Source organism: Nitrincola tapanii, assembly GCF_008368715.1.
In the GTDB taxonomy this organism is placed as follows: Bacteria; Pseudomonadota; Gammaproteobacteria; order Pseudomonadales; family Balneatricaceae; genus Nitrincola; species Nitrincola tapanii.
Genome location: NZ_SMRS01000003.1, coordinates 122550 through 136707, shown reverse-complemented (window position 1 = coordinate 136707; position 14158 = coordinate 122550). Strand labels below are relative to the sequence as shown.

The window sequence follows — 14158 nt, the reverse complement described above, 5'->3', positions numbered from 1 at the left end:
TGATTGTCAAAATCATTTTTGTAAATAAATGTAAAGCTGCGCGTATTCAACGCATATATTCCAAAAAAAAGCCGCTGAAGAAAAACCACAACGGCAATGGATGAAGAATGTTGAAAAGGTTTAAATCAGAAGCTTAAGTTTGCGGATAACCACAAACGACGTCCATCTAAAACGGCTCCTTTGGTTGACTGTGTTTGATGACTGTATTCACTGGCGTAATAGGTATCGCCGTTATACTCATAAGCCTTATAGGCTCTAAAATCCTTGTTTAACAGGTTTTCAAGCGTACCGCTCAGACGCAGATTACGTGTTAGCTGATAGCTACCCCCTAAATCAAGCAATCCATAACCTTTAATGTCACCGACGGCATCATACAATGCCTTGTTTTGCCCAGCGCTTGGTGCAGTATCAAAACGACGGCTTTCACCACGATAGCTAGCATTCAGCCAGAGGTTTGCCTGAGGTGTTGCCTGCCAGCTCAAACGCGCATTCGCAAGATGACGTGGCGTATCACTCAGCTCTCCCACCACCTGGCCGGTTTGATCTTCAATTTCGGTTTCGGTATAGGTGTAGTTAACTGACAGATTCCAGTCAGGTGCCAGTGGAATTCTAGCCGCCAGCTCTATCCCCTCTGAGCGGGCTTTATTCAGGTTTTCTGTCCAGCCAACCGTTGACTGCCCAGCAAAGCCGCTCAGATTATAACAATCACTTGGCGCAGGGTTCTGGATCGGATCGGAGCCACTGCCATCATAATTACAGTTATAACGGGTCGTGCTGCTAAACCGGTCTTTTATACGACTCTGGAACAGCGTCGCATTAGCACTGAAACCATTATCCTGTTGATAGTAGACGCCTAATTCACCGTTAATGCTTTTTTCCGGATCAAGACCAGGGTTGCCCACAGTCGCGGTCGCGCCCTGTGCTGTAATACCATTAATGCCATTATATAGCGCATCGACATTAGGTGTTTTATAACCCGTACTCACACCACCTTTCAGCGTCCAGTGGTTATCTAGCCTATAAACCGCATAGGCGCGCGGTGTAATATGACTGCCAAAGAATTCGTTATGATTGTAACGTGCGCCAAGTGTTAGCATCAGGTCATCGGTAACAGACCACTCATTCTCGGCAAACAGCGACCAATCATCCTGTTTAAATTTGTTCGGCGCAACACCATCGATCATCTCAGCTTTCCAGTACTGGCCGCCCACTGTAAAGAAGTGGCGATCACCTAAGGGCTGCATGTACTTAGTGTCAAAAATTAGATTGGTGGATTCCAACTCACGAGGGTCCTTGACATTTTTACCGGGAATACCGGTATTGGTCGGATTATTCGGGTTACCTGGAATAGTTCGACCAATGGTTTCAGTCTGATTACGCATCCAACTCGATTCCCAGGTACCCTCACCGACCCGACTGATATGCCCAATTGCAAACTGCTCACGATCATGGCGCAATTCATCATCATAACCACGCCAGTTAGTAGCGGTGTCGTTGTTACTCAACTTGCGGTTATCGGGAGTTCCGTTGTCATAAGTCTGCTTGGAGATATCAAAATCAAACCATAGATCATGATTTTCATGTGCCAGCAGGTCCAACCGACCACCAAAGGTGTAAATTTCCGCTTCCACCTTGCTCTGCCCACGAGCGTCAAGTTTGATTTGCTGCCCACCTACACCCTGCGCCGTAAGGTTATACTCATCACGATCAAAATAGCTGCCTCGTAGCGTTAGTCCCAGACGGTCTTCTATTAGAGGTCCACTTGCATAAAAGCTAGTTTTGCGGCTATCACCAAACTCGCTTTCTTCCTGGAAGGTGAACTCCTGGGTCAAGGAGCCGGCCCACTCATTGCCGACCTTGCGGGTAATAATATTCACAACACCACCGATGGCATCAGAGCCATAGAGTGTTGACATAGGGCCTCGAATGACTTCAATACGCTCAATAGCACTGACAGGCGGAATAAAACTGGTCGACATCTCACCAAAACCATTTGGCGTGATATTACCGGCGGCTCCCTGGCGGCGGCCATCAATCAAAATCAGCGTATAATTGGAAGGCATACCACGAATACTGATGTTTAGCCCACCCGTTTTACCCGTATTGCCTAGTACATCCACCCCCTCAACATCACGAAGCGCTTCAGCTAAATTAGAAAAGTTTTTCTTCTCCAGCTCTTCACGTGTCACAACAGAGATACTCGCAGGTGCATCAGTAATTTTTTGCTCAAAACCTGAAGCACTCACGACAAGATGATTTAGTCGTGTTGCATCTTCGGCATAGGTGAGGGTAGAAATAGAGGCTATTGCTGTGACCAGCAACTTTACACGTAACGGGGACATTCGCCACTCCTGTCAGATCAGACGTCGAGCAATACCTCTAGAATAGAGAGGTTTTGCTTTGGCTGGCTGACCCTAGCTAGGTTAACCCTAGTTAGGCGGCTGGCTAAAGACTTATAGGATTAAATTAAGTACAGCTCCAGGTCAGGAGCCCAAAAAATCATACAACCTATTTGGTTAAAATTAATTTCCCGCTTTTAGTTCTCGATAATCGGTAAATTTCATTTTCATGCTCAATTTCCAAACGGCCCAGATTTGAAAGCAAGATCTCGCTCTTGATACGCGGCGCTTGTGTAGCGACGGAAGAAGGAGATCCTTGCTCCAGTACAGCTCCTGCTTTTTCAGGCATAAGTGAGTCACCCATAACGCCTCCTTAACAATAATGCGAACTATTATCGTTAATATTAATTAAGAGTCAAGCGGAAACTTCATCTTTTGTAAGATTTGTACATGAGCGGTCAACAGCTTGGAGCTGTAAAGAAACGTATCGGGAATTTAGAAAAAAACTATTGTGAACGATAATAGTTTGCATTACATTAAGCATTCATTGACAGGTTGAACCCAAGAGCAAAGCGATTTGTTTACGGGCTCTAAGCACTTAAGCCGCAGTGATAGGTCCCCTATCCTGCGGTATTTTTTTAAGCAAAAAAAAGGAAGCCTAGGCTTCCTCTCGATACCACTGGGTACCCTCTCGGCTATCTTTTAGCACCACGCCTTGCTCAAGCAGTTGCTGCCGAATTTGATCCGCTCCAGCAAAATCTTTATTCGCACGCGCAGTGTTACGCGCCTGGATTAGAGCCTCAATCTCTTGATGAGTGATTGCTCCCTCTTTATCAGCTCCCTTTAGGAAAGCATCAGGGTCTTGCTGTAACAGGCCAATTAAACCGGCTAAGCGCTTTAATTCAGACGCGAGCTGTTGAGTACGCAAACCCGGCGTACGCTTGGCTTGATTTAACTCACTCACCAAATCAAACAGCACCGCCAGTGCTTTAGGTGTATTAAAATCATCCTCCATGGCTTCAATAAAGCGCGCCTCAAACTCCATTTCTGGCCATTCGTCCAGCAGAACGACACCCTGCAAGGCTTGGTAAAAACGCTCTAACGCGCTTCGCGCCTCTTTGAGGCTGGATTCTGAGTAATCAATATAACTCCGGTAATGGGCACTGGTTAGAAAATAACGCACGACTTCTGGGTTGTACTCGTTCAGTACATCACGAATCGTAAAAAAGTTATTCAAAGATTTAGACATCTTTTCCTGGTTCACGCGGACCGGTCCAGCGTGCATCCAGTAGTTCGCATAGGTACAACCGTTAGCTGCTTCGGATTGTGCTATCTCATTTTCATGATGCGGGAAAGGCAGATCAGGCCCGCCACCGTGAATATCCAGTGTGTGTCCGATGCAGCAACGTGACATGGCCGAACACTCAATGTGCCAACCTGGCCGCCCTTCTCCCCAAGGTGCTGACCAACTGACTTCGCCAGGCTTTGCGGCTTTCCACAGCACAAAATCTAATGGACTCTCTTTGACTTCATCAACTTCGATGCGTGCACCTGAGCGCAACTCTTCAATTTGCTGACCACTCAGCTTGCCATAACCGACAAATTTTTCGACGCGGTAATACACATCACCATTACTCGCCAGATAAGCATATTCTTTATCCAACAAGTCTTGGATAAACTCCAAGATTTCCGGCATGCTCCCAGTTACCTTCGGCTCATGATCCGGCGGCAACACATTCAGAGCACGTTCATCCTCATGCATCGCAGCAATCATACGCTCGGTCAGTGCTGCGGGCGTTTCACCATTTTCAGCAGCACGGCGAATAATCTTATCATCCACATCCGTGACGTTACGGACATAATTCAGCTCCCATCCGCGCCAGCGTAGAAAACGGCTGATGACATCAAAGGCCACCATGACGCGCGCATGCCCAATATGACAATAGTCATACACCGTCACACCACAGACATACATGCCAATCTTACCTTCATTCAGCGGAGTAAAGACTTCTTTGCGACGGCTCAGGGTGTTGTATATCTGCAGCATGCGATAACTCTTCAAAATTGAGTGGAAAACAATTTCAGCAAAATCAAAAAATAAGCGCGAAAGTATACTGTATTTCGGCGTTGAAGTGACGGCCTTTAATCTGCTTTGATCAAATGCTGTTTGAATGGAATCGGCAAACGCGCAATTTCGGCACGTCCTAATAGGCTACGCTCACGGGTGATGATCAAAGCATCTTCTTGCCAAAGAACCGCTTCCCACTGCCCGGGGGGATCAATCTTAAACCGTCTAGCCTGCTGCCAATCCGGCAACTGACCAAGCTTAAGAGGTAACAACCAAACAAAAGATTCCACACTCAATCCATAGATTTGATACCCCAACAGCGCTAGAAGGCCACTTTCCGCATCATAATCCGCTGCGGTAATCAGACCCTGCACCGGATACTCAGCCTCTGCCGAACGAGACTGGGTCATCTGTGTTTTATTAAAGCGATACAAGCGTGTGTGCTGATTAGACCAATTCTTACTAAACAACCAGAGTTCATCCCCGACAACGGCCAGCGCCTCACAGTCTTGATCATGGCGATGACGTCTCACCTCTGTTTGCCGATCCGCCATACGCAGATCCAATTGAGTGCTTGGCACCACACCTTGATGCCGTGTCCGTTCTAGATCTGCCCAGGCCACTCGATAGATTTGCAACCATTCACGATCACCCAAATTATTACCACAATCAGCAATATAAAGATGCTGCTCGTCCTGAGCGAGATCTTCCCAATCGATATTCACCGATTTCAGTGGGTGCACCTGGCGCAACACCTCTCCTTGGGCGGAGATTTCATAAAGATGAGCGCTATGGCCACTGTCATTATGGGTCCAAAAGCGCCCCTGATATGCCGCAAGACCCGAGCTTTCAGCAAGATCACCAGGCAAAGCATGGCGCACTTGCGCAGTCAATACTGAGGGGATGACGTAGGAGGATTGCGCGGAGAGAGGAGAGGTCGGTACCGACCTCTCTCCGCAAGCGACCAACAACAGGCAGATGCTTGCTACACAGCTGTGGCTAAGTGTTTTGAAGGCAATTGGCAAACCCAAAGCTTATTGACCTTGAATCTTCGCCCAAGAGTCACGCAGTGTTACGGTACGATTAAACACCAAACGCTCAGGACGAGAATCGCTGTCGACACAGAAATAGCCCATACGCTCAAATTGGAACTTGTCTCCTGCCGCCACCGCAGCCAAACCCGGCTCAGCACGAGCTTCGGTCAAGGTCACTAAAGATTCGGGGTTCAAGTAATCCAAGAAGGTGCGTGTTTTATCCGCTTCAGGATCTGCCACTGAGAAAAGACGGTCATATAACCGCACCTCACAGGGTAAGGAACGCTCAGCATTCACCCAATGAATGACACCGTTTGCCTTATAACCTTCTGGATTAGCGCCCTTAGTGGCAGGGTCGTAGGTGCAAAGCAGCTCAACAACTTCACCCTCTGCGTTTTTGATCACTTCCTCACAACGAATAACATAGGCACCCCTTAGGCGCACGGCTTCACCGGTAGCCAGACGCTTCCATTTTTTCGGCGCCACCTCTTCAAAATCTTCTTGTTCAATCAAAATATGGCGACCAAAGGACACTCGGCGACTTCCCAAACTGTCATCTTTAGGATGTGCCGGTAACTCAAACCACTCCTCCTCCCCTTCCACGTAATTGGTTAGAGTGATTTTCAGTGGGCGCAGCACACACATAGCACGGGGCGAGTTCGCATCAAGATCTTCACGAATCGCGGCTTCTAGCATGGCCACATCCACCACGCCATTAGAACGTGTCACGCCAATCATGTCACAGAACTGACGTATCGCTGCCGGCGTGTAACCGCGACGACGCAGGCCAGAAATCGTCGGCATGCGTGGATCATTCCAGCCAGACACATGCTGTTCATCTACCAACTGTTTGAGTTTGCGCTTACTGGTTACGGTGTAATTCAGCTCTAAACGAGAGAACTCATACTGCTTAGGCACACAGGGAACAGGCAGGTTTTGAATTAACCACTCATACAGTGGGCGATGATCTTCAAACTCCAAGGTGCAAATCGAGTGCGTGACCCCTTCGATGGCATCGGACTGGCCATGCGCGAAATCATAGGAGGGATAGATACACCAATCATTGCCCGTCTGATGATGATGCGCATGACGAATGCGGTAGATCACCGGATCACGCAGATTAATATTCGCCGCAGCCATATCAATTTTGGCACGCAGTGAGCAGCTGCCTTCGGGTAAGTCACCTGATTTCATCTGCTCAAACAGGGCTAGGTTTTCTTCAACACTGCGCTCACGGTAAGGGCTGTTTTTGCCAGGCTCGGTCAGCGTGCCTCGATACTGTCGCATCTCTTCGGCGCTGAGATGATCCACATAAGCCAAACCTTGCTGAATGAGATGGACCGCCCAATCATACAACTGCTGGAAGTAATCCGATGTGTAGCGCACCTCTCCCGCCCATTCAAAACCTAACCAGCGTACATCTTCGATAATTGAGTCGATATACTCTTGGCTTTCTTTTTCAGGGTTGGTGTCATCAAAACGCAGGTTACACTCCCCGGCATATTTGACAGCGGTCCCGAAGTTCAGACAGATGGATTTCGCATGGCCAATATGCAGATAACCGTTCGGTTCAGGCGGAAAACGTGTCACGACCCGATCATGACGTTGTTCCTGCAAGTCCTGCTCAATAATCTGATGTATAAAGTTCGTAGGCTTAACCGTTTCGTTTTTGGACATATAGGCAACTTATGCTGGCTGAAGTGACAGGCGGATTCCGACCCGCATCCGAATTAACCGCGGATTATAACCATTCTTAAGTCAGGAAATCACGGGATTCAGGGAAAAGAGTCTAAGCTCAAGCCTATCGAAAAATCTGAACTAGGTGAGTTTCTTAAGATGCTTGTTGCGATACATTTTTTGATCCGCCAGGTTATAGAGCTTTTGTAAGCTGTAGCCTTTGTAGATATCCGCTTCAGCGATACCGCAGCTGTAATACAAGCTCTGCAGAGGCGAAGAAGCTTGATTGTGATCCTGTATCAGTTCGCTTAACCGCAGCAGAACCGGTTCAAGTGAGGCTTCGCTCACTTTGATCAGGAGTACCGCAAACTCATCCCCTCCCAGGCGCGCCACCAGATCCGATCCACGAAAAACCTCTTTTAAAATCGCGGCAAAACGGATCAGCACCTGATCACCGGCTTGGTGCCCAGCTTCGTCATTAATGCGCTTGAAATTATCTAGATCAAAATAGAGCAAACTTGCGGGCAAAGACTGTTGCTGACAAACCGACAAAAGATGCTGGGCTCTTTGCTCAAACCCACGCCGATTCAATAATCCAGTGAGGTGATCTTCTGAGAGCATCTGACTGGTCGCGATTTCATCCTCGACCATTGCCGTTAATTCACTCAGTAGTTGTTTATCCTGCTCACTAAAGGTACGGGCTTCCGCATCGATTAGGCACAGAGTACCTAATTTGTCACCTCGTGGGGCGCGTACTGGACAGCCCGCATAAAAGCGAATATGAGGTGCTTCAAGCACCAAGGGATTATGCGCAAATCTTGGATCTTCCAAGGCATTTTCGACTAGAAACACCTCTTCTTGCTCAATCGCATGGGTGCAAAACGAGATGGAACGATCGGTTTCACATACGTCTAGGCCAACACGTGACTTAAACCATTGGCGCTCGGCATCCACCAGTGAAATCACACAGGTGGTCACTTTAAACAGGCGCTGCGCTAGACGTGTAATACGATCAAAGCGATCCTCTGCCGGAGTATCCAGAAGATTCAGTGAGTGCAGTGTTTGTAAGCGTTGCTCTTCGCGGCGCTGGATACGCTCTTGCATCCAACGCTCGATCTGCTCAGCCGACATAGGCCGACCAATATAATATCCCTGTGCGCGATCACAATTCAGTTCCTGAAGAAACTCTAAAGCTTCCTGATTCTCGATCCCCTCTGCGGTGACCTTCAAACCCAAACTGTGTGCCAACTCGATAATCGCTTTAATCACCATACGTGATTCATGCGAGTCCGCCGAAGTCATCACAAAAGAACGATCCACTTTGACTTCCGAAAAGGGCATGCGCACCAGTTGCAGCATGGAAGAGAAACCCGTGCCAAAGTCATCTATAGATAACTGAAAACCCTTCATGCGCAAGCGTGTCAGCAGATCCAAGGAGGCTACTGGATCTTCCATTGCCCCAGTTTCTGTTAACTCAAAGATGATCGCACCCGGCGAGATCTCAGCGCTTTGGCACAGCTCCATTAATTTAGGAAAGAAATCAGCACTGGGTAAGGAGTGCGCAGAGATATTTACCGAGAGTGTCAGCTCAGCACGATGCCCCAAGCTCAGATATGACAAGGACTCTTGACTGAGAAAAGTATGAAACCAAGGTAAAGCCTGCGACATAACCTGCAGCGTCAGCTCATCAATCAGACCCTGTTTTTCGGCCAGGCTGATAAACAGGTCTGGTGGAATAAAACCCTGCTGCGGATGGATCCAACGCGCCAAGACTTCAAATCCGACCAGTGCACCACTGCGACACTCAATTTTAGGCTGATAAACCACGCTCAACTGTCGCTGCGCCAGCGCCGTTTGCAAATCCAACACACTGACTTCAGGCAAGGCTAAAGGCGAAGGTGTCGCCAAACCCACCGCCTGATGCGTTTCAGTCACCTCGGCCAACATCAAAGAGCGCAGGGATTTTGGAGAGATCGGCCGAGTGAGCACCCCGATGACCTGCAATCCATGCGCCATCCCTGAAAGACGTACAGCTTCTAATAAGCGTTGACTGATATTGCCCATCAACAAAATACGGGCATCAACCTCCAGATCAGCCAGACGCAACAACAGCTCAACACCGTCGACACCTGCTAGGGTCACATCAATGAGAAGATGGTCAGGCTGCCATGCCGATAAAAGATCAAAGAAGCTACTTACATCTGTTGCGGTGCGCAACTCCATACTGGGCAGCCCTGCCATTTGTAGGAGTTCTTTGCCCGTACGTGCTTCTGCATCTAAAATCAGCAAACGAACTGCCGTCATTCCACCCCCTCTTCCCGATCGTCAATTAAGCGCTAAGGTCCGCAAGCGCATCAATGAGTGAAGTATACTCCAGACCCCATTTTGGCGAAAGTTGAGGCACAGCTTGTACGCCTAAGTCTTTTGCTGCACAGTCTTTTTTATCTGCAGCCGACATCCTCCCCCGCCTCTGGTAAACTTATTTTTCTGTCGTTAATCAGCCCGATCAGCCTTATGAATCCACAACACACGCTCCCCCCTACCGATGACTCGCCTACCCCCACGACCTCTGCTCGGCCAGAAAGGATCGAAGTGGCGATTATCGGAGGTGGCCCCGCAGGCTTAATGGCTGCGGAGGTCTTGCTCGAAGCGGGTCGCCAAGTTCATCTCTTTGACGCCATGCCAACCCTCGGGCGCAAATTCTTAATGGCGGGGCGCGGAGGGCTCAACCTCACACATTCCGAAGACGCGCACAGCTTCCAAAAACGCTTTTATGAGCAGAGCGATACCCTAGCGCCGATGCTGAAAACATTTACGGCCGATGACATACGTGCCTGGACGCAAGCATTAGGCATTGAGACGTTTATCGGCAGCTCAGGGCGCATCTTTCCTACAGAGATGAAAGCCGCACCCTTACTACGCGCCTGGTTATCACGCTTAAAACAATTAGGCTTGGTCGTCCATACACGGCATCGCTGGTTAGGCAAAGACTTAAACACACACTGCCTGCATTTTTTGACCCCAGATGGATCTCGCACCTATCAAGCGCAAACCACCCTGCTTGCCTTAGGGGGTGGCAGCTGGGCCAAGCTAGGGTCGGATGGCGCCTGGGTGGATTGGCTTAAACATCTAGGCTGCAAGATCTCAACGCTGCGCCCTTGTAACGGTGGATTTGAATACCAATGGAGTGAGTTCATCTTGCGCCATGCCGGCACCCCTTTAAAAAACATCTGCTTGAGTTTTCACACCGCCGACGGCCATCTTTGGCAGAAGCGAGGAGAATTGATGCTGACCGAGTCAGGGCTCGAAGGCAGTCTAATTTATGCCGCCTCGACCCCACTACGCCGAGGCTTAGAGGCTCAGGGCGAGATGCCAATTCATTTAGACTTAACCCCCGATCGAACCCCAGATGACTGGATGGCACGCCTGAGCCGCCCGCGCGGCAAGCGCTCTCTATCTAAACATTTACAAAACTGCGGCCTATCACGCCTACAGATCGATCTGTTACGCGAGCGCCTGAGACCCGAACAGCTCGACAATCCCACCGAGTTGATCCACACACTCAAGCACTACCCGGTGCGCATTCTGGCAACCCGACCGATCGATGAGGCCATCAGCACAGCCGGCGGTTTATGCTTTAGTGAACTCAATCCGCAATTGATGTTAAAACGCTGCCCGGGCGTTTTTTGTGCCGGAGAAATGCTGGATTGGGAAGCCCCCACCGGAGGTTATCTGCTGACAGCCTGCTTTGCGACGGGTCGTTGGGCCGCACAAGGGATGCTCGACTACCTTGCCTCTTCAGAAGATCAACCAAGCTTAACGACGACTTAAGAAAACACCCAACACACGAATTTGATGCAGACCTCATCGACTTGAGTATAATACGGCCCTTGCTTAATCAATCAGGATAGATACCGATGATCGTACTCCACACTAACCATGGCCGCATCACTCTTGAACTGGATTATAAAAAAGCCCCGAAAACTGCTGAAAACTTTGAGCAGTACGTCAAAGAGGGTTTTTATGATGGTGTCATTTTTCATCGTGTGATTGATGGCTTCATGATTCAGGGTGGAGGTTTTGAGCCAGGCATGGTTCAGAAAAAGACACGCACCAGCATCGAAAATGAAGCGGACAACGGCCTCTCCAACTTGGCAGGTACCATTGCGATGGCTCGCACCATGGATCCACACTCCGCTTCAGCGCAATTCTTCATCAATGTTTCCGATAATACCTTCTTAGATCACAGCGCCAAGACCATGGAAGGCTGGGGTTACGCTGTTTTCGGTAAAGTGACTGAAGGCCTGGATGTGGTCAACGCCATTAAAAAAGTTAAAACCACATCACGCGCCGGCCATCAAGACGTTCCGGCTGAAGATGTAATCATCGAACGCGCTGAAGTGATCGCTGAAGCCGAGTAAGCCGATCGATGTCAGACTTGCTGCCTACCCGGTTGTTGTTGATCTCCGATCTTCATTTACAGCCGGGTCGCCCCGATATCACTCAAGCTTTTTTGTGGTTTCTGCAGCATAAGGCTCGTGGCGCCGACCAGCTCCTGATCCTAGGCGATTTTTTCGAATATTGGATTGGGGATGACGCGCCACTGCCTCCCGCCGATGAAGTTTCTTTAGCCTGCCGAGAGCTTGCTGATTCAGGTACGAAAATTTTCTTCCAAGCCGGAAACCGTGATTTTTTAATCGGCTCAGACTGGTTAGCACAATCCGCCATCCAACCCTTACCTGAACTCTGCCTTTGGCCTTTCCCCGATGGTCAACTCAGTTTGCTTCTGCACGGCGATCAGCTGTGTACTCAAGACCTCGCCTACCAAACTTTCCGCCAACAAGTTCGCCAACCGGCTTGGCAAAATGCTTTTTTGCAGCGCCCGATTAACGAGCGCCGCGCCCTAGCAGAACAATTACGCAGTGAAAGCCAGGCTCAAAGCCAATACAAAGCGGAAGCCATTATGGATGTCGAGCTGAGCGCAGTATTAAAGGCTTTGACAACAGCCCAAGTGGATCGCATGATTCACGGCCACACCCATCGCCCCGCGCATCACCTATTAGAACAGCAAGACGGCTCTCAGGCAGAGCGCTGGGTGTTAGGGGATTGGGATAAACTGGGCTGGTATCTTGAAGCCAATCCCTCAGGATTAAAACTGATCTCTTTTGATCTCACCTGTTTGCAGCCAGGCGCCCAGCATCAGACAGGAACACCACTGTGAAAACGAAATTCACTATCTGGCGTTTCAATTAACTCACGCTCAACCTCACGGAAAAACGCAATACGTTCAGTGATCGGCTCACCAGCATAACTCTCCGCCAAAGAGAGATAGTCCTGATAATGCCGAGCCTCTGAGCGTAGAAGTGAACGATAAAACTTTGCTAACACCTCATCCAAATGCGGCGCTAAACGCGCAAAGCGCTCACATGAACGCGCTTCTATAAACGCCCCTATAATCAGCACATCCACTAAACGCCCAGGCTCCGATGTACGCACATACTGGCGTAACCCATGAGCATAACGAGAAGGGGTCAGATGCCCATACTGCATACCCCTCGCCTCCATAATCGCCAGCACTTGTTCAAAGTGGATCAACTCTTCTCGTGCTAAACGCGACATCTTATTTAAGAGATCAGCGCGATCTACATAACGAAACATCAGTGTCATCGCGGTGGATGCCGCTTTTTTTTCACAATGCGCATGGTCTGTTAGCAACAACTCAAGATGCTCGGGTTGTGCCGCCGCATGAATCCAAGCATCCGGGGTCGGACAGGGTAAAAACGCTTCAATTTCCTGCAGGGGTGTTTGCATCATTTTCAGCACTCATCTCCAATCAAATCAAAAAATAAATCTATGTAAATCAGCGAGCTATTAGTTAATGTTAAGACGTAGCATTAATCAAGAAACCGAAGTTTTGTCGGCCGTCTCCTGTACCAAGGTCTGCACAGCCAGGGCCATCTCAGCATCATACTCCGCCTGCACCTGCAACTTTTCGCCATCCGGGAGCACAAGCCGCAACTCAGCCGCATGCAGCATTAGACGCTTCAGCGCTAAAGCACGCATTTTTTTCAACCCTTCATCCGGGGCATACTTTTCATCCCCAATAATGGGATGACCAACAAATTGAGCATGCACACGGATCTGATGCGTCCTTCCCGTTAGAGGACTGGCCTCAACCAAAGTGGCCAGATCACCGAAGCGGCGCAAGACTTTAAACTCGGTAATGGAGGCCTTACCTTCTGCATCCACACGGACGATCCGCTCACCTGATTTCAATTCATTACGCAACAAGGGCGCCTCAACACGCTGCTGGCGATTCGCCCAACGCCCCAGCACCAAGGCATGATAAATTTTGCGTACCCGCTTTTCTCTCAAAGCCTCATGCAGATAGCGCAGCATACTGCGCTTTTTAGCCACCATAATGCAGCCAGAGGTATCCCGATCCAAACGGTGCACCAGTTCAAGAAAACGTGCCTCGGGACGCATCTGACGCAAGGCTTCAATTAATCCAAGATTGATGCCACTGCCGCCATGCACAGCCAAACCTGAAGGTTTATTGATAATTAAAAGTGCATCTGTTTCATATAGGATCGCTTGCTGTAGATGCTCGGTGAGACTTCGACTCACCGGTGCTGCCACTTCTGCTTCACTGACACGTAACGGCGGCACACGCACCTCATCACCGAGCTGCAATTTATATTCAGGCTTAATTCGTTTTTTATTAACGCGCACTTCGCCTTTTCTTAAAACTCTATAAATCAGCGTTTTAGGAACACCTTTTAATTGTGTACGTAAGAAGTTGTCGATGCGCTGGCCGGCACTTTCAGCATCGATACTGAGTAACCTGACTTGTGGACGTGAGTCTTGTTGACTATCGGACATAATGATGTTTTCTAAGTGGCTGATTGATGCAAAAACCCTTTGCTGCTATATTCTAGCGCTGCTGTCGGCAATTGGCTTTAGTAAATTTCAAATCAAGCCAAGCGACTCCAGTACGCAAGGCGTACGCTGTGTGCGTCCACTATCCGCACCTTGTCTTC

General features: G+C 49.2%; 11 protein-coding genes. 3 read left to right on the top strand and 8 right to left on the bottom strand.

The features are described from left to right. Window positions 1-125: 125 nt before the first annotated feature. From E1H14_RS05000 to E1H14_RS04975, 6 genes are all read right to left on the bottom strand, one after another. Complete coding sequence (locus E1H14_RS05000; RefSeq protein WP_149390359.1) at window positions 126-2342, bottom strand: TonB-dependent receptor domain-containing protein; 2217 nt, start codon at window positions 2340-2342, stop codon at window positions 126-128. A 166-nt stretch (window positions 2343-2508) separates the two neighbouring features. After that, entirely contained in the window at window positions 2509-2703 is a 195-nt protein-coding gene (hemP, locus tag E1H14_RS04995) for a hemin uptake protein HemP (protein ID WP_235017388.1), read from the bottom strand. Between the two features lie 294 nt (window positions 2704-2997). Continuing rightward, window positions 2998-4386, bottom strand: coding sequence for a cysteine--tRNA ligase (cysS, locus tag E1H14_RS04990; RefSeq protein ID WP_149390358.1), 1389 nt, complete (start codon window positions 4384-4386; stop codon window positions 2998-3000). A gap of 95 nt (window positions 4387-4481) precedes the next feature. Continuing rightward, window positions 4482-5276: a hypothetical protein gene (locus tag E1H14_RS04985; protein ID WP_149390357.1), complete on the bottom strand. Its 795-nt coding sequence runs from the start codon at window positions 5274-5276 to the stop codon at window positions 4482-4484. 165 nt (window positions 5277-5441) lie between these two features. Beyond that, window positions 5442-7118, bottom strand: a complete 1677-nt coding sequence (locus E1H14_RS04980; protein WP_149390356.1) for a glutamine--tRNA ligase/YqeY domain fusion protein — start codon at window positions 7116-7118, stop codon at window positions 5442-5444. Window positions 7119-7259: 141 nt separating this feature from the next. After that, window positions 7260-9422, bottom strand: coding sequence for an EAL domain-containing protein (locus E1H14_RS04975; RefSeq protein WP_149390355.1), 2163 nt, complete (start codon window positions 9420-9422; stop codon window positions 7260-7262). Window positions 9423-9479: 57 nt separating this feature from the next. Between E1H14_RS04975 and E1H14_RS04970 the strand changes: the two genes are divergently transcribed. From E1H14_RS04970 to E1H14_RS04960, 3 genes are all read left to right on the top strand, one after another. Further along, window positions 9480-10949: a BaiN/RdsA family NAD(P)/FAD-dependent oxidoreductase gene (locus E1H14_RS04970; protein ID WP_235017387.1), complete on the top strand. Its 1470-nt coding sequence runs from the start codon at window positions 9480-9482 to the stop codon at window positions 10947-10949. Window positions 10950-11035: 86 nt separating this feature from the next. Further along, entirely contained in the window at window positions 11036-11539 is a 504-nt protein-coding gene (locus E1H14_RS04965) for a peptidylprolyl isomerase (protein WP_149390354.1), read from the top strand. 8 nt (window positions 11540-11547) lie between these two features. Further along, window positions 11548-12339, top strand: coding sequence for a UDP-2,3-diacylglucosamine diphosphatase (locus E1H14_RS04960; protein WP_149390353.1), 792 nt, complete (start codon window positions 11548-11550; stop codon window positions 12337-12339). Here the strand turns inward: E1H14_RS04960 and miaE are convergent. Both miaE and rluC read right to left on the bottom strand, forming a co-directional pair. Further along, window positions 12318-12932, bottom strand: a complete 615-nt coding sequence (gene miaE / locus E1H14_RS04955; protein WP_235017386.1) for a tRNA-(ms[2]io[6]A)-hydroxylase — start codon at window positions 12930-12932, stop codon at window positions 12318-12320. The genes E1H14_RS04960 and miaE overlap by 22 nt on opposite strands. An 84-nt stretch (window positions 12933-13016) precedes the next feature. After that, window positions 13017-14000, bottom strand: a complete 984-nt coding sequence (gene rluC, locus E1H14_RS04950) for a 23S rRNA pseudouridine(955/2504/2580) synthase RluC (RefSeq protein WP_149390352.1) — start codon at window positions 13998-14000, stop codon at window positions 13017-13019. Window positions 14001-14158: the final 158 nt, after the last annotated feature.

What these genes read in the sequence shown, in the direction of transcription:
- E1H14_RS04965 (WP_149390354.1), top strand. Translation starts at nt 11,036, where the DNA reads ATGATCGTACTCCACACTAACCATGGCCGCATCACTCTTGAACTGGAT.
- miaE (WP_235017386.1), bottom strand. Translation starts at nt 12,932, where the DNA reads ATGATGCAAACACCCCTGCAGGAAATTGAAGCGTTTTTACCCTGTCCG.
- E1H14_RS04980 (WP_149390356.1), bottom strand. Translation starts at nt 7,118, where the DNA reads ATGTCCAAAAACGAAACGGTTAAGCCTACGAACTTTATACATCAGATT.
- E1H14_RS04975 (WP_149390355.1), bottom strand. Translation starts at nt 9,422, where the DNA reads ATGACGGCAGTTCGTTTGCTGATTTTAGATGCAGAAGCACGTACGGGC.
- cysS (WP_149390358.1), bottom strand. Translation starts at nt 4,386, where the DNA reads ATGCTGCAGATATACAACACCCTGAGCCGTCGCAAAGAAGTCTTTACT.
- E1H14_RS05000 (WP_149390359.1), bottom strand. Translation starts at nt 2,342, where the DNA reads ATGTCCCCGTTACGTGTAAAGTTGCTGGTCACAGCAATAGCCTCTATT.
- E1H14_RS04960 (WP_149390353.1), top strand. Translation starts at nt 11,548, where the DNA reads ATGTCAGACTTGCTGCCTACCCGGTTGTTGTTGATCTCCGATCTTCAT.
- rluC (WP_149390352.1), bottom strand. Translation starts at nt 14,000, where the DNA reads ATGTCCGATAGTCAACAAGACTCACGTCCACAAGTCAGGTTACTCAGT.
- hemP (WP_235017388.1), bottom strand. Translation starts at nt 2,703, where the DNA reads ATGGGTGACTCACTTATGCCTGAAAAAGCAGGAGCTGTACTGGAGCAA.